16 protein-coding genes are annotated in these 16,057 nt (G+C 64.0%); 13 read left to right on the top strand and 3 right to left on the bottom strand.

Going from position 1 to position 16,057, the window contains the following annotated elements; all coding sequences use genetic code 11:
- A partial coding sequence (flhF, locus tag VIR09_RS25460; protein ID WP_332015378.1) for a flagellar biosynthesis protein FlhF occupies positions 1 to 2,114 on the top strand: 2,114 nt, incomplete at its 5' end.
- Between the two features lie 42 nt (positions 2,115 to 2,156).
- Here the strand turns inward: flhF and VIR09_RS25455 are convergent.
- The 3 genes from VIR09_RS25455 to flgA form a co-directional block, all read right to left on the bottom strand.
- On the bottom strand, positions 2,157 to 2,636 hold the full coding sequence (locus tag VIR09_RS25455) for a flagellar protein FlgN (protein ID WP_332015377.1): 480 nt from the start codon (positions 2,634 to 2,636) through the stop codon (positions 2,157 to 2,159).
- A 32-nt stretch (positions 2,637 to 2,668) separates the two neighbouring features.
- The gene (flgM, locus tag VIR09_RS25450) at positions 2,669 to 2,962 is read right to left on the bottom strand and encodes a flagellar biosynthesis anti-sigma factor FlgM (RefSeq protein ID WP_332015376.1); all 294 of its coding nucleotides are present in this window, start codon (positions 2,960 to 2,962) and stop codon (positions 2,669 to 2,671) included.
- Between the two features lie 129 nt (positions 2,963 to 3,091).
- Entirely contained in the window at positions 3,092 to 3,802 is a 711-nt protein-coding gene (gene flgA, locus VIR09_RS25445) for a flagellar basal body P-ring formation chaperone FlgA (RefSeq protein WP_332015375.1), read from the bottom strand.
- 177 nt (positions 3,803 to 3,979) lie between these two features.
- Here flgA and flgB point away from each other — a divergent pair, with 177 nt between their 5' ends.
- From flgB to VIR09_RS25385, 12 genes are all read left to right on the top strand, one after another.
- Positions 3,980 to 4,387 carry a flagellar basal body rod protein FlgB gene (gene flgB / locus VIR09_RS25440; protein WP_332015374.1) on the top strand — a complete coding sequence of 136 codons (408 nt, stop codon included), beginning with the start codon at positions 3,980 to 3,982 and terminating at the stop codon, positions 4,385 to 4,387.
- Positions 4,388 to 4,410: 23 nt separating this feature from the next.
- Positions 4,411 to 4,830 (top strand): flagellar basal body rod protein FlgC, encoded by a 420-nt coding sequence (gene flgC, locus VIR09_RS25435; RefSeq protein ID WP_013393389.1) that lies wholly within the window; start codon positions 4,411 to 4,413, stop codon positions 4,828 to 4,830.
- A 20-nt stretch (positions 4,831 to 4,850) separates the two neighbouring features.
- A complete protein-coding gene (locus tag VIR09_RS25430; RefSeq protein WP_332015373.1) occupies positions 4,851 to 5,549 on the top strand; it encodes a flagellar hook capping FlgD N-terminal domain-containing protein in 699 nt (232 codons plus the stop codon).
- Positions 5,550 to 5,620: 71 nt separating this feature from the next.
- Positions 5,621 to 7,099 (top strand): flagellar hook-basal body complex protein, encoded by a 1,479-nt coding sequence (locus tag VIR09_RS25425; RefSeq protein ID WP_332015372.1) that lies wholly within the window; start codon positions 5,621 to 5,623, stop codon positions 7,097 to 7,099.
- 37 nt (positions 7,100 to 7,136) lie between these two features.
- Positions 7,137 to 7,901, top strand: coding sequence for a flagellar basal body rod protein FlgF (locus tag VIR09_RS25420; protein ID WP_332015371.1), 765 nt, complete (start codon positions 7,137 to 7,139; stop codon positions 7,899 to 7,901).
- 65 nt (positions 7,902 to 7,966) lie between these two features.
- Positions 7,967 to 8,752 carry a flagellar basal-body rod protein FlgG gene (gene flgG, locus VIR09_RS25415; RefSeq protein ID WP_332015370.1) on the top strand — a complete coding sequence of 262 codons (786 nt, stop codon included), beginning with the start codon at positions 7,967 to 7,969 and terminating at the stop codon, positions 8,750 to 8,752.
- Complete coding sequence (locus VIR09_RS25410) at positions 8,752 to 9,441, top strand: flagellar basal body L-ring protein FlgH (protein ID WP_332015369.1); 690 nt, start codon at positions 8,752 to 8,754, stop codon at positions 9,439 to 9,441. Before flgG ends, VIR09_RS25410 begins: the two co-directional genes overlap by 1 nt.
- 2 nt (positions 9,442 to 9,443) lie before the next feature.
- The gene (locus tag VIR09_RS25405) at positions 9,444 to 10,580 is read left to right on the top strand and encodes a flagellar basal body P-ring protein FlgI (protein ID WP_332015368.1); all 1,137 of its coding nucleotides are present in this window, start codon (positions 9,444 to 9,446) and stop codon (positions 10,578 to 10,580) included.
- Positions 10,581 to 10,585: 5 nt separating this feature from the next.
- A complete protein-coding gene (gene flgJ / locus VIR09_RS25400; protein ID WP_332015367.1) occupies positions 10,586 to 11,563 on the top strand; it encodes a flagellar assembly peptidoglycan hydrolase FlgJ in 978 nt (325 codons plus the stop codon).
- A gap of 73 nt (positions 11,564 to 11,636) precedes the next feature.
- Positions 11,637 to 13,310: a flagellar hook-associated protein FlgK gene (flgK, locus tag VIR09_RS25395; RefSeq protein WP_332015366.1), complete on the top strand. Its 1,674-nt coding sequence runs from the start codon at positions 11,637 to 11,639 to the stop codon at positions 13,308 to 13,310.
- A gap of 47 nt (positions 13,311 to 13,357) precedes the next feature.
- Complete coding sequence (gene flgL / locus VIR09_RS25390; RefSeq protein ID WP_332015365.1) at positions 13,358 to 14,617, top strand: flagellar hook-associated protein FlgL; 1,260 nt, start codon at positions 13,358 to 13,360, stop codon at positions 14,615 to 14,617.
- Positions 14,618 to 14,758: 141 nt separating this feature from the next.
- The coding region (locus VIR09_RS25385) for a methyl-accepting chemotaxis protein (protein WP_332015364.1) at positions 14,759 to 16,057 on the top strand (1,299 nt) is incomplete at its 3' end.

The following is a 16,057-nucleotide window of genomic DNA, read 5'->3' as shown; positions in this document are numbered from 1 at the left end:
AGGCCGCGGCCGGCTTGCAAGATGCCATCAGCGCACTGCGCGGCGCCCTGGAAAGCCGCATGGACGGGCTGCTCTGGGGCGGCCGCCAGGGGCCGGGCCGGGAGCCCTCAGGCGCGGCTTTGTTCCGCAGCTTGCTGGACGCGGGCTTCAGCACCAAGCTGGTGCGTACCCTGGTCGAGCGCCTGCCCGAGGGCATGACGCCGGAAGCGGCGCTGAGCTGGGCCCGCAACGAACTGGTCACGCACTTGCCGGTGCTACGTTCCGAAGACGAGTTCCTGGCTGGCGGCGTGTATGCCCTGGTCGGGCCGACCGGCGTCGGCAAGACCACCACGCTGGCCAAGCTGGCCGCGCGCTGCGTGGCCCGCGAGGGTCGCGAGCAGGTTGCGATGCTGACCACCGACAATTTCCGGATCGGCGCGCTGGAACAGTTGCAGATCTATGGACGCCTGATGGGCGTGCCTGCCCATTCGGTGCGTGATGCGGGCGAACTGCGCCGCATCCTGACCGAACTGGGCAGCCGCAAGATCGTCCTGATCGATACCACTGGCATCAGCCAGCGCGACCGCCTGGTGGCGGAACAAGCGGCAATGCTGTGCAACGCCGGCAAGCCGGTGCGCCGGCTGCTGGTGCTCAACGCGGCCAGCCAGGGCGACACCCTGGACGAAGTGGCGCATGCCTATCGCAATGGCGTGGGCGAGGACGTGGCGGGCTGCATCATCACCAAGCTGGACGAGGCCACCCGCCTGGGCGCGGCGCTGGACACGGCCATCCGTCATCGCTTGCCGATCCACTACATGTCGGTTGGACAGAAAGTGCCCGAGCACATGGAACTGGCCCGGGCCGACGTGCTGATAGACCGCGCCTTCTCCATGGTCGAACGCGCCCGCGCGCTGTACACCCCGAGCGAGGCCGACCTTGCGACGCTGGTATCCGCGTCGCGGGAATCCGAAAGCGTGGACCCCGCCCGCAAGCGGCAGTTGCTGGCTTCCGCCATCTTGCGTCCGCAAGGCGGCACCGGCTCCATCGAGGCTGCGCAAAACCTGGACGACGCCATCGCCTGGCTGGAAAGCGATCCGGCCTGCGTGCAGGCCCGCGCATCCTGGCGCGGCTATGTCGGGGATGGTTCCGGCGCCAGCCTGGCCGCGCTGGGCGACGAGCCCTTGGCGATGGCACGCCGTGAATTTTCCTCGGTCTGCGGACGGCATCTGCTTGCCGTGCATGGCAAGGCCCCCTTGAAGGGTGAGGGTTTGCCGGGAGGGACATTGCTGGGCACGCTGCTGATGAGCGATCGCGGCACGGCCCTGGCAGCGCCCGCGCAGCAACTGGTTCTGCCGCACGGCATGCTGTCTTCGTTCGCGCCGGCGGCGCCGGCCCAGCCGGACGTAGCCCTGGCGTTGCAGGCTCGCGTGCACTGGTTGGCGGAAAAACTGGCGCGCGTGCCGGTCGTGCACATGCTGGAAGCCGGCACCTCCGCCTTGTGGCCGGCCTTGAGTGAACAAGGCGTTGCCTGGGTGGCGCGCAGCGCCGGCGGCCAGCGTGTCATCCAGGATGACTGCCCGACCAATCTGAATGCGGTGGGCAAGAGCGTGGGTTATCTGCCCGTCGGCCAGCCCGGTGACATGCCCGGGCTGCACAGCGTCCAGGGCAGCAAGCGTGTGGCCCTGGCGTTGTGGGCCTCCGGCACGGAAGTGACGTTGCCGGGCCGCAGCGGCGGCGAATCCGTTCGGCTGGTCTGCGCCCGCCTGATCGACACGGGCAGCGGAGAGGTGGCAGGGCAGCTGTTCGGCATGACCAACCTGCCCGCGTCCCAGGCGGACGCCGCCACCGTCGCGCGCTGGCTGGTGCTGCAGGACGAGGCCAAGGCGGGGTTCCGCTACATGGCGAACGCGTGGCAGGCTCTGCCGGCCGTGGACGGCGCCCATGCGTTGGCACGCCAATCGCTGATGGCCGGCCTGATGGGTGCGGCATGCTGGCAGCTGGCGCACACGCCGGCGGCAGAAGTGCTGCGCGGGCCCCTGTCGGGCATCATGGGAACGGACCGCAAGCTGTCCGCGCGCATGTTGCCGGTGGCCTTGTTGAAGATGTACGCGATGCTGGAGATGACGGCGGCGTGATGGCCGCCGTTCAATCGGAGCTGACCCGGCCCGTGCTGCAGCTCAGCCGGCCACGATAGGCTTGCGGCCAGGGGTGCCTCGGGCGCCGCGGCCACGGGCATCATACGTGGAGGGTGCCCCACCAGCCGCGCCTACATTGCGCAAGGCGTCCAGTGATTGCTGCGTGTAGCGTAGATGCACGTCGATGAGGGCACCGTTGCGCAGGTTGATTTCGTTGGCGGATGCCGATTTGCTCAGCAGGGACTGCCAGACGCCCGACAGCTGCGGGTGCAGAACGGCGGCTTGCTCGGTGCCGGCGTGTCCCGAAGGCAGGCCGATTTCCGCGAGCAGGGAGTCACGGACCTGACTCAGATCTACGAGTCTGCGGGCGAGATCTCCCTTGCGTTCCGTGATTTCCTGGAGCACACCGACGCTTCCCAGCCCCACCAGCACTTCAGTCTCTTCTTCCAGAATGGACGAGAACTCGGTGATCAGGGTGTCTTCCTGCTGCATGCAGGATTGCAGGGCGTCGACGGTGCTCATGGTCATGCTGCTCGGGTCGGAAGGTTGCAGGGTTACTTCAACAGATCGCGGGCGCTGGCGATCAAACTGTCCGCGATGCGGCCCGTGTCAACTTTGAGCTGACCCGAGGCGATGGCGGCGCGGATGGCAGCTACGCGTTCAACGTTGATGTCATTTGAGCCGTCCTGCAGCGCCAACAGCTTGCGCGATGCCGAACTCAGCGCCACCTGCGAGCTGCTGGAGCCGCTGGCGCTGCCGGCGCCATAAGCCTGGGCAACCGCCGAGTCGGCGCGAGGCGCGACGGCGTCAGCCGATAGGGGGCGGTTGGTGGTGGAATTGATCTTCAAAATTATCTCCGCAGGGCGTCCTGGGTCGGTTGTGCGACGGATTCGCCTACTTATGCCTCAGTAACGGCAGGTCCGGGCGGAACTTTAGGGGAGAGCGGTGGCGTGGTGCGATGCGACATGTAACAACAATTACAGTTGTATTTCCACCAGGCCGGCGTTGCGCACCACGCCGCTGACGACCTGGCCGCCCGCGGTGCGCACCTGCACGGTGGCGCCGGGCGCCGCGTTGTCCAGCGCCTGGCCTTCGCTGCTGACCACGAAACCCTTGCCGCGCGCGTTGATGCGGACATTGGCGCCGCGCAGCACCGTTTGCGCGTTGCGCAACCCGGAACCCCGCACCGCTTGCCCCGCATTGATCCGGTGCACGGCTGTCATTCCCACCACGGCTTGCGGGTCGGTGATCGCGCCCGGAGGCAGGGCGACCAGGTCGCCGTCCCGCGGAGCGAGGTCGTCCGGCGTCAGGGCCTGTCCCGCGGCAATCAGCCGCGCGGCGACGTAATAGTGGCCGGGCACGCTTACCGTCGCCTGGACGTAAGCGGTCCAAGGCTTGGGCGCGTTGCAGCGTACCCCAACCGTCATGCGCGAGCGCAGCTTCATGCCTGAAGGCATAAACGGGGACATGGCGTCGCAGGGCGCTAGCCGTTCGGCGCGCGGCGGATCGATCACGACCGAAGGTTGTCCGGGCAGGCCAGCCAGCTGATCCAGCAGATAGGTCTGCGCCGCAAGGGCGATAGCTTCAGGTGCCTGGGTCGCCGCTTCCTGCCCGTGCGCGGCTGCCAGGGGCAGCAGCAGGGCGGCCAGGCTTGCACGCGCGCGGAGTCGGGTTGCGGATATTTTCATGATGGATGAATTGTAGAAGTCCGCGGCATTCGGCAATACGCGAATTGGATGAGAAATGACGGGTTATTTGGCTGATTGTGCCGAGCGTCTGGCCCCTATGATGCCGTCATCCAATGGGATAACGGTCTGTCCGGGGTCCCTCGTTTTATCCGAATTGCAACGCACCAAGGCGCTCCGATGCTAGACCGGCTTAATGAAGATTTCCGCTTCTACCAGCAGTCCCTGGGACTGCGCGCGCAGCGCCAGGAAGTGCTGTCGTCGAACATCGCCAACGCCGATACCCCCAACTACAAGGCGCGTGATTTCGACTTCAAGACGGCAATGGCCAACGCCATGGAAGGCACCAAGCGCTTGCCCGATACCTCGCTCACGCTGACGTCCGCGCGCCATATTCCGGCCAAGGCCGTATCCCAGGGGCCTACCGAACTCCTGTATCGCTTGCCTTACCAGCCCAGCATGGACGGCAACACGGTGGACATGGACATCGAGCGTGTGCAATTCGCGGATAACACCCTGCATTACCAAAGCACGATGCAGATGCTGTCTGGCCGTATCCGGACCATGATGGCCGCAATTCAGGACTGATTTTTTAAACGGAGCGGCAGGCAATGTCCTTGTTGAGCATTTTCGATATCGCCGGTTCGGCGCTCAGCGCGCAATCGCAGCGCATGAACGTGGCGGCCAGCAACATGGCCAACGCCGATAGCGTGGTCGGGCCCGACGGCAAACCGTATCGCGCCCGCCAGGTCGTGTTCCAGGTGAACCCCCCGGCCGGCCAGGCATTGGGCCAGGAGATCGGCGGCGTGCGCGTGGCTGGCGTGATCGAGGATCAATCCCCCTTGAAGCAGGTTTACGACCCGCAGCACCCATTGGCCGACGCCCAGGGCTACGTCAGCATGCCCAATGTCGACCCGGTGGCCGAAACCGTGAACATGATCGCGGCCTCGCGCTCATATCAGGCGAACGTGGAAGTGCTCAATACCGCCAAGGCCCTGATGCAGAAGACGCTGACCATCGGCCAGTCCTAATTTCCGGAACCAGTGTATCCATGACCACTATCGACCAATCGACGAGCAAGACCGGCCTGGGCCTGGCGCAAACCGGCGCCAACGGCAGCAGCACGGCGCAAGGCCTGCAGGACCAGTTCCTGAAGCTGCTGGTCACCCAGCTGCAGAACCAGGACCCCCTGAACCCGATGCAGAACGCCGAACTGACCAGCCAGCTGGCGCAGATCTCCACGGTGGAAGGCATCACCAACCTGAAGAACACGATGCTCGCGATCAGCGGGCAGATCGATGTGTCGCAGTCGATGAATGCGGTGGCGATGATAGGGAAGGGGGTGTTGATTCCTGGTTCCAAGATCAAATCTGGCGTGGATGCGGCGAATCCCGAGGCTCGCGTCGTGACTCCCTATGGTTTGGACCTGCAGGGCGACGCCCAGAAGGTGCAGATCCGGATTTCCGACGCCAACGGCGCGGTGGTGCGCACGATCGAAACGGTGGACCAGAAGCCCGGCGTGTACACGCTGTCTTGGGATGGCAAGAACGACAGCGGCATTGTGCTGGAACCGGGCGCGTACACCGTGTCCGTCATGGCGACGGATGCCGACGGCAAGAAGGTGAATGCGGAAGTGCTGAGCTACGGCCAGGTCAAGAGCGTGGCGTATTCCACTGAAGGCCTGCGTCTGGATCTGGGCCTGGACGGCCAGACCAGCATGCTGGACGTGCGCAAGGTAATCGGCGCCTGAAGCGGCCGCAATGTATCGGTGCCGGCGCATGGGCGGCGGCTTCCCCTAGTTAAAGATTAGCGAGAAAAAACATGGGTTTCGGACAAGGATTGAGCGGCTTGAACGCCGCAGCGCAGAACCTGGACGTCATTGGCAACAACATCGCCAACTCGGGCACCGTCGGCTTCAAGTCGTCGACCGCGTCGTTCGCGGACGTCTACGCCAGCTCGCGCGTCGGCCTGGGTGTGAAGGTGGCGGGGATCGCCCAGCGCTTCACGGTGGGCGCGGTGAACGGCGGTGGCGGTGAGTACGACATCGCGATCGACGGCGCCAAGGGCATGTTCCGCGTCACCGACCAGAGCGGCGCGGTGATGTACACCCGCAATGGCGAGTTCATGGTGGACAAGAACAACTTCATCGTGAACGCGCAGGGCTATCGCATGACAGGCTACCCGGCGGGTGCGATTGGCGCGAATCCGGTGGAACTGCAGCTGCCGACGGCCAACGTGGCGCCCAAGGCGACGTCGACGGGCACTACTGTGGCGAACCTGGATGCCAACGCGAAGGTGATCTACACAGTCGATACTGAGACTGCGGCGGCTGTGCCGGGTACTGTAACCATTGCTGGTACCCCATATACGTTCACCAAGGACACAGCGGGTACGCTGACCTGGTTGCCCGGCAATCCTCCTGACGGTGTTTATGGCACACCGCCCAACACCGTGACCCTCGCGGCGGGGCAAATATCCGTAGCAACTGGCACGGGTTCGCTGGCCAGTATTCCCGGTCTTGTGGATTTCAAGGCGGCTGTTGTTGAGCTGGGCAAACCGTTCGACCCAAAGCTGAGTTCGACCTACACCAACGCATCGCCGATGACGGTGTTCGATTCTCTGGGTAACTCCCACCAGGTCATGCAGTACTTCGTGAAGCGTCCGGCAGACGCCGCTGGCAACAGCAGCTACGACGTTTATTACACGATGGATGGCCAGGCCATGGCGCCGACCACCGAAGCCGCGGGTGTCTGGGGCAATCCGCAGGAGTTCACGTTCAACAAGGCGGGCGTGATGACCAGCGCACCCGTGGTGAACCTGTCTTTCGCCACCCCCGGCGGTGGCGCCACGCCGGCCGACCCCATCAACATCGCGATGAACTACGCAGGCACCACCCAGTACGGCAGCGCCTACAAGCTGGTGGCCAAGCCTGATGGCTATACCTCGGGCGAGTTCAGCGGCATCAACATCGGCGGCGACGGCAGCCTGGTAGCCAGCTACACCAACGGCGAAACCCAGGTCGTCGGCACCATCGTGCTGGCCGACTTCTCCAACCTGCAAGGTTTGCAGCCCGTGGGTAACAACGCCTGGACGGAAACGGCCGCCTCCGGCCAGCCCATCCTGGGCCAGCCCGGCACCAATGGCCTGTCCAAGGTGGTGGGTCAGGCGACGGAAGCGTCCAACGTCGACATGAGCAAGGAGCTGGTCAACATGATCATCGCCCAGCGCACCTACCAGGCCAACTCGCAAACCATCAAGACGCAGGACGAAATCATGCAAGTCCTGATGAATCTGAAGTAAGACCGGCAGGCACGCGACGACACCGACGGAATAGGCAATGGACCGTATCATCTACACCGCCATGAATGGCGCGGCGCGCATCACCGAGCATCAGGCCGCCCTTTCAAACAATATGGCCAACGTCAACACGGCGGGTTTCCGCGAGCAGATCGCGCTGTACCGCTCGGTGCCGGTCACGGACGGAACCAGTCTGCCCACGCGTGTTTCGACGGTGGCGTCCACGCCGCGCAACAGCTTCCAGATGGGCAATATGCAGACCACGGGCCGCGACCTGGACGTGGCGTTGTCCAGCGAGCGCGGCTGGATCGCCGTGCAGACTCCGCAAGGCGAGGCCTATACCCGCGCGGGCAGCCTGCAGGTCGGCATAAACGGTCTGCTGCAGACCTCGTTGGGCCAGCCCGTGCTGTCGGACCAGGGTGGTCCCATTGACGTACCCGACCAGGCTGCGCTGACGATCACCGCCGATGGCACCATTACTGCCATCGGCGCTGGCGACGCGCCGAACAACATCCTGAATCTGGGCCGGGTCAAACTGGTCAATCCGCAGAACGAGCAACTGGTGCATGGCGACGATGGCGTGTTCCGCATGGCGCCGGTCAATGGCCAGCCCGCGCCTCCGGTGCCCGCCGATCCCAGCCTGCGGCTGTTGTCGGGCGTGCTGGAAGGCAGCAACACCAATCCCATGGCGGCGATGGTCGGAATGATCGCCAACGCGCGCCGTTTCGAGCAGCAGATGCAGGTGATCCAGCAGTCGGACCGCAACGCCGAACGCGCCAACGGCATTCTGTCGATCAGCGCCTGATACGGCAACTGAACTAAAAACAATTTTCGCGCGCGGCCGGGCCGCGGCACCAGGAGTACTTCATCATGATGCGTTCGCTGTGGATCGCCAAGACGGGCCTGGAGGGTCAGCAGACCTCCATGGACGTGATTTCGAACAACTTGGCCAACGTCTCGACCAACGGTTTCAAGCGCGGCCGGGCCGTGTTTCAGGACCTGATGTACCAGACGCTGCGCCAGCCCGGCGCCCAGGTCGGCGATGCTACCCAACTGCCGTCCGGCCTGCAGCTGGGCACCGGCGCGCGCGTGGCCGCGACCGAGCGCATCCACTCCGCGGGCAATCTGAACAACACCGGCAGCGAGATGGACATCGCCATCAACGGCCGCGGCTTTCTGCAGATCGAACTGCCGGACGGCACCCAGGCCTATACCCGCGATGGGGCGCTGCAGCGCGACCAGAACGGTCAGCTGACCACCGTCAGCGGCTACGTGATCCAGCCGCCCATGAACATTCCCGACAACGCGCTGTCGATCTCGATCGGCAATGACGGCATCGTCTCGGTGACGCAACCCGGCGCTGCCGGCATCAACGTGCAGATTGGCCAATTGCAAATCGCAACGTTCATCAACCCCACCGGCCTGCAGAGCATAGGCGAGAACCTGTACCTCGAAACCGACGCTTCGGGTCCCGCCAACCTGCTGCAGCCGGGTGTGGACGGCGCGGGCTCCATCATGCAGAAGTACGTCGAAACTTCCAACGTCAACGTCGCTGAAGAATTGGTCAACATGATCACCACGCAGCGCGCCTACGAAATGAACAGCAAGGCCGTCAAAACCTCGGACGAAATGCTGGCCCGCCTGACTCAACTGTGATGTCCATGTCTGTCCTGCGCCTGGTATCGAGTGCGGCACTGGCTATGCTGGTGGCCGGTTGCGCCATGATTCCGCCCGAGCCTATCGTGACCGGGCCGACCACGGCGGCGCCGCCGCCTCCGGCCGCGCCGATGGCGCAGCCCACGGGCTCCATCTACCAGCCGACGACCTACGGCAACTATCCCTTGTTCGAGGACCGCCGGCCGCGCAATGTGGGGGACATCGTCACCATCGTCCTGAACGAGAAGACGAACGCCTCGAAGAACGTCGCTACCAACACCAACCGCAGCGGCAGCGCAACCCTGGGCATCGCCGCCGCGCCGTCCTTCATGGATGGTTGGGCCAATGCCAACCTGAACACCGACGCCAAGGGCGGCAACGTGTCGCAGGGCAAGGGCGACAGTACTGCCAACAACGCCTTTACCGGCACCATCACCACGACGGTGGTGGGGGTGATGTCCAACGGCAATTTGCAGGTCGCGGGCGAAAAGCAGATCGCCATCAACCGGGGCAGCGAATTCGTGCGCTTCTCCGGCGTGGTCGATCCTCGCTCCATTACCGGCACGAATACCGTGTCGTCCACACAGGTGGCCGACGCCCGCATCGAATACCGCAGCAAGGGCGTCATGGACGAAGTCCAGACCATGGGCTGGCTGCAACGCTTCTTCCTGATCGCTTCGCCGTTCTGAACATGAAACAACCGAATCCGATATCCGCCTTGTTGTCCTTGTTGGCGCGCGTCTGCGTTTCGGTCGGCTTGGCGGCCGGGGCAGGCGCGGCTCATGCCGAGCGGCTCAAGGACCTGGCCTCGATCCAGGGCGTGCGGGGCAACCAGCTGATCGGCTACGGCCTGGTCGTGGGCCTGGACGGTAGCGGCGACCAGGTGCGCCAGACGCCGTTCACCCAGCAAAGCCTGACCAACATGCTGTCCCAGCTAGGCATCACGGTGCCGGCAGGCAGCAATATGCAGCTGAAGAACGTGGCTGCCGTCATGGTCACGACCACGCTGCCCGCGTTCGCCCGGCCGGGCCAGACGCTGGACGTGGTGGTTTCGTCCATGGGCAATGCCAAGAGCCTGCGCGGCGGCACGCTGCTGATGACCCCGCTCAAAGGCGCCGACAGCCAGGTCTACGCAATCGCCCAGGGCAACATCCTGGTGGGCGGCGCAGGCGCCTCCGCCGGCGGTTCCAGCGTGCAGATCAACCAGCTGAACGGCGGCCGCATCAGCGCCGGCGCCATCGTCGAGCGGGGCGTGCCCACCACGTTCTCGCGTGATGGCTACATTCATGTGGAATTGAACAATACCGATTTCGGCACGGCACAGAATGTGGCCATGGCGCTGAACCGCAAGTTCGGTCAAGGTACCGCGACCGCGTTGGACGGCCGGGTGGTGCAAGTGCGCACCCCGATGGAGCAGGCCTCGCAGGCCCGCTTCCTGTCGCAGGTCGAAGACCTGCAGGTGGCGCGCGCGCCCACCGTGGCCAAGGTCATCATCAATGCCCGCACCGGGTCGGTCGTCATGAACCGTACGGTCATGATCGAAGAAGCCGCCGTGGCGCACGGCAACCTGTCGGTCATCATCAATCGCCAGAACCAGGTTTCCCAGCCCGACACGCCGTTCACGGAAGGGCAGACGGTGGTGGTGCCCAACACCCAGATCGAGGTGCGCCAGGACAACGGTTCCTTGCAACGGGTGAGCACCAGCGCCAATCTGGCGGACGTGGTCAAGGGGCTGAACGCCCTGGGCGCCACGCCGCAGGATCTGCTGGCGATCCTGCAGGCCATGAAGACCGCGGGCGCCTTGCGCGCCGAACTGGAAATCATCTGACGGCCATGGCGTACACCAATGATGCGGCGCGCGGCGCCAGCCGGCAGGATTCGGTCTTTGACATGGGACGCTTGTCGGACCTGAAGCGAGACGTCAAGAAGGACCCTGAAGGCACGGATCAGCAGAAGCAGGTAGCCAAGCAGTTCGAGGCGCTATTCCTGCAGATGATGGTCAAGCGCATGCGCGAAGCCACGCCCAAGGAAGGGCTGTTCGACTCCCAGCAGACGCAGATGCTGCAATCGATGGCGGACGAACAATTGGCGTTGCATCTGGCGTCGCCTGGTATTGGCCTCTCGGGCGCCATTCTGGCGCAGATGCAGCAAGGCAAGCCAGGCGAGCTGGGCGCGGATGCGGTCAAGCGCCTGGGGGAGGGCGGGGATCTCGATTTCCGTGCGTCCGGCTCCCGCGAAGTGTCGGCGCTGCTGAACGTGATGCGCAACAACAGCGCACAGAACCGCGCCCTGGCCGCCGCAGAGGGGGCTCCCGAGCACGTGGTCAGCTTTGTGTCGAAGATGTCGCGCGCGGCCAACCTGGCGTCGCAGCAAAGCGGCGTGCCTGCGCGCCTGATCATGGGCCAGGCGGCGTTGGAATCGGGTTGGGGCAAGCGTGAAATCAAGCACCAGGACGGCAGCACCAGCTACAACCTGTTCGGCATCAAGGCGGGCTCCAGCTGGAAGGGCCAGGTCGTCAATGTGCTCACCACCGAATACGAAGACGGTGTGGCGAAAAAGGTGACGCAACCGTTCCGCGCCTACGCGTCCTATGAGGAATCGTTCGCGGATTACGCCCGTCTGATCGGCAATAGCCCACGCTACGAGGGCGTTACGCAGGCGCGCAACGAGGTTGAGGCTGCGCGCCGGATCCAGGACGCAGGCTATGCGACGGATCCGCAGTACGCGCAAAAGCTGATCGGCGTCATGAGCCAGCTGCGAGGCGCGGCCTCCAAGGTGGAAATTTCTCGCCAGATGATGGAAGGACTCTAAATTCGGATCACCTCCTGCCGTTAATGGAGTATCCAGGTATATCAGTTGCGGTTAAATACGGGGCATTGTCAGCATGAATATGTATAAATTGGCGCTGGGCGGGCTGAACGCTGCCCAGGCTGGCCTGGCCACCACCAGCCACAATATCAACAATGCCACCACGCCCGGGTACAACCGCCAGCGCGTCATGGTTTCGACCGCTGGCGCCCAGGCCACCAGCAACGGATACATAGGCCGCGGCGTTCAGGTCGACACGGTCGTGCGCAGCTACGACAGCTTCCTGTACAAGCAGCTGGTCGGCGCGCAGGGCAGCGGCGCCCAGCTCCAGACGCAATTCGACCAGGTCTCGCAGATCAACAACCTGTTCGCCGACCGCACCGTGGGCATCGCTCCGGGCCTGACCAATTTCTTCACCAGCATGAACACGGTCGCCAGCAAGCCGGCCGACCCTGCGGCGCGCCAGGATTTGCTGGGCAAGGCAAACAGCCTGGCCACCCAGATCCGCTCGGCCTACAACGAAATGCAGAACCAGCGCATGGGCCTCAATGCGCAGATCACGACCACGGTAGACCAGGTCAACAGCTATCTGTCGCGTATCGACGACTTGAATCAGCAGATCTCGCTGGCGACGGGCAAGGCTGGCGGCAGCCCCCCGAACGACCTCCTGGACCAGCGCGACCAGGCCGTGATGGAACTGAACCAACTGGTGGGCGTCACCACCTACGAACAAGGCGACAAGATCAGCATTTCGCTGGCCAATGGCGGCCAGGCGCTGCTGTCGGGCAACACGATCTACCCCTTGCAGGCGGTGTCTTCTGCCCAGGATACGGGCCGCACGGTTGTCGCCTACACCTTGCCGGCCGGCGCCGGCAAGACGGTCGCGGTGGAAATGAATGATGCGGAAGTGACCGGCGGCAAGCTTGGCGGCCTGCTTCAGTTCCGGGCATCGTCCCTGGACGTCATGCAGAGCCAACTGGGCCAGATGGCCGTGGGCTTGGCGCTGTCCTTCAACGAGCAGCATAAGCAGGGTCTCGACCAAAGCGGCAAGCCCGGCACGGATTTCTTCGGCATCAGCAGCCCGCAGGGCATACCGAATGCCAACAACAAGAGCAATGCGCAGATTTCCGGCCAGTTCACCGACCTGAACAACATCAACGCCAAAGACTACGAAATTTCCTTCGACGGTAGCTCTTACCGGGTGTTGCGCCTGCCGGAAGGCACGCAAGTCTATAACGGCCCGGCCACCGGCACCCCGCCTTCGGCGACGCTGGATCTGCGGTCCGAAATGGGCGTGACTCTGACGATCGATGCGCCGCCCCAGGCAGGTGACAAGTGGTCCCTGTCGCCCACGCGCGACGCGGCCCGCGACCTGCAAGTGCTGATCACGGATCCCGACAAGATCGCAGCGGCTGACGCCGCTGGCGGCGACAGCAACGGCAAGAACGCGCTGAAGCTGGCTCAATTGCAAACCGCCAAGGTGCTGGGCCACGGCACGATGAACATTACCGAAATGTTCTCCCAGGTGGTCAACACCGTTGGCGTGCAGACCGCGCAGATCAAGACAGCCGCCATCGCGCAGGGGAACCTGATCACGCAGAAGACCGCGGCGCAGCAGGCAGTGTCCGGCGTCAACCTCAATGAAGAGTACGTCAGCCTGTCGCTGTACCAGGAACAGTATCAAGCCAGCGCCCGCATCATTGATGTGGCCAGCACCATGTTCGACACGCTGCTGGGTCTGCGCGGCTGATCGAATCGTTGAATCGTGACCAATACAGATAAATCCGGAGCTTCACCATGCGCCTGAGCACCTCGATGATGTACTCGAATGGCCTGAAGGGCGTTCTCTCTCAGGAATCCGACATGAACCGCCTGGTCGAACAGGTGGGCAGCGGGCGCAAGTTCCTGAGCCCGGCGGATGATCCGCTGTCGGCGTCGCTGGCGATCAACGTCGCCCAGACGCAGGCGATGAATTCCACCTACCAGCTGAACCGCAATACCGCCAAGACCAACCTGTCCCAGGAAAGCAACATCCTGGATTCGGTCACGACCGCGCTGACCGACGTGCGCACCCGCGTGATCAATGCAGGCAACGGCACTTTTGCGGACAGCGACCGCCAATCCCTGGCGACCGCCCTGAAGAGCGCGCGGGACGCCTTGCTGGGCCTGGCGAACAGTACGGACGGCAACGGCCAGTATCTGTTTTCGGGCTATCAGGGTGGCCAGATTCCGTATGCGCAAGACGCCACGGGCAAGATTGTGTACAGCGGTGCGACCGGCGAACGCAGCGTGCAGATCGACCAGTCGCGCCAGGTGTCCTCCAGCGACATAGGCAGCGATGTGTTCAACCGTGCCAATCCCGGTTCGCAAGCCTACGTCAGCACCGCCGCGGGCTCGAACACGGGCACGGCCCAGTTCGGCACCGTATCGGTGACGCCTGGCAGCGCCAATATCGGCAAGAATTTCAGCCTGCAGTTTGAATCCGACCCCGCTACCGGCAGCATGGGCTATCGGGTGACGACGACGGATCCGAACGCGAATCCGCCGGTTCCGCCCGTGATCACGCCGACGCCGCCTGCGCCTCCCACGGCCTATGCCGCGGGCTCCGCCATTGATTTCGGCGGAATTTCGGTGGTGGTCAAAGGGACTCCGCAGAATGGCGACGTGATCAACGTGGAGAGCATCCAGTCGGCCGACGTCGATCTGTTCAATACGCTTGACAGCCTGATCAAGGTGCTCGATTCCCCGATCGCCGGCGACGAGGTGGCCCTGGCGAAGCTGAACAACGAACTGGCGACCGCCAACAAGAAGCTGGCAAGCAATTTCGACAACGTGCAGACCGTGGCGGCGTCGGTTGGCGCCCGCGTGAATGAGATTGAAGCGCTGGACGCGACCGGCACCAACAAGGGCCTGTCCTACAGCAAGTCGCTGTCCGATCTCGAAGACCTGGATTACTACGCCGGCGCCAGCCAGCTTGCGCTGCGCCAGGTGGCGTTGCAGGCAGCTTCGGCGGCGTTCATGACCATCCAGGGCTCGAGCCTGTTCAGCCGCAAGTAGTAATGCGGTAGGTTCAAAAGCGCGCCATCGGGTGCGTAGAGTTGCGCCTTTGCGGACGCTACTGGCCAGGGGCCGGGGCGTCCGTGTCTGCGTGCAGAGTAGGAAATAGTCGTTTCACATTGCTTAACGCTCGGATATTCCATGCTTGTTAACTTGAAAGTCCGCACCTGTCTCGTTCTGGTGTTGCTGCTCTTCACGGGCGCCATGTTCATATCCAATGGCGTCGCGTGGATGGGGCTGAACTCGAGCAATGAGAAGCTGGAGCGGGTCAACGACGCCTACTCTACGCAGGCCTCCCAACTGAACCGGGCTTACATCCTGTTCCTGCGGGGCCGCTTGCTGCTGGCGACCTCCCTGATGGATCTGCAGCAAGGAAAAACCGAGCAGGCGACCTCGCAGGTCAAGCGCGCGGAAGGCCTGATGCAGGAAGGCGTCAAGGCGCTGGATGCATACCGCAAGGCGCCGCGCCTGGAAGGCTCGGAGGCCGTGAATCAAAAGCTGGAGAGCGCCTATCGGCAATTCGACGGCGTGGTCAGGCGTCAGGTGGCCGCCTTGTCGACCATGGCCGTGCAGGACTACCTGGACTTGAACGACGCCGGCAGCGCCGCGAACACGGTACTGAGAGAGGCGGTGGGAGAGGTGCTGGCGCATATCGACTCCAGCACGGACGAACTGGTCGCGCAGGCCGGAACGGCCCACGGCGTTTCGCGCACGGTCACGATCGTGATGCTGGCAATTTCTCTGGCCCTGGCATTGGGATGCTGGCTGTTCATCAGCCGCACCGTGCTGCGGCCGCTGCGTGAAGCGGGCGATCATTTTGAAAAGATCTCCGGCGGCGATTTCACTGGCCGCATCGATGTACGCAGCACCAACGAGATCGGACAGTTGTTCGGCGCGATCAAGCGCATGCAGGAAAGCCTGACCCGTACGGTGGCGCTGGTTCGCCGCGGTGTGGACGAGATCAATGTGGGCTCGCGCGAGATTTCGGCGGGCAATACGGATCTGTCCAGCCGCACCGAGCAGCAGGCTGCCTCGTTGGAAGAGACCGCGGCCTCGATGGAACAGCTGGCCTCGACCGTGAAGCAGAACGCCGACAACGCGCGCCAGGCCAATCAGCTGGCGGCCAGCGCTTCGGACGTGGCCGAGCGCGGCGGTTCGGCGGTGTCGGAAGTGGTCGGCACGATGCAAGGCATTTCGGCCAGCTCGCGCAAGATTTCCGAGATCGTGTCGGTGATTGACGGTATTGCCTTCCAGACCAACATCCTGGCGCTGAACGCCGCGGTGGAAGCGGCGCGCGCGGGGGAGCAGGGCAAGGGCTTTGCGGTGGTGGCGGGCGAAGTCCGTTCGCTGGCGCAGCGCAGCGCCCAGGCGGCCAAGGAAATCAAGGGCCTGATCGAGGACTCGGTGACCAAGGTTGGCGCAGGCTCGCAGCAGGTGGAG

Source organism: Achromobacter sp., assembly GCF_036567245.1.
Taxonomy (GTDB): domain Bacteria; phylum Pseudomonadota; class Gammaproteobacteria; order Burkholderiales; family Burkholderiaceae_B; genus Achromobacter.
The sequence above is the reverse complement of the archived record's forward strand: the minus strand, read 5'-3'. Positions and strand labels throughout refer to the sequence as shown.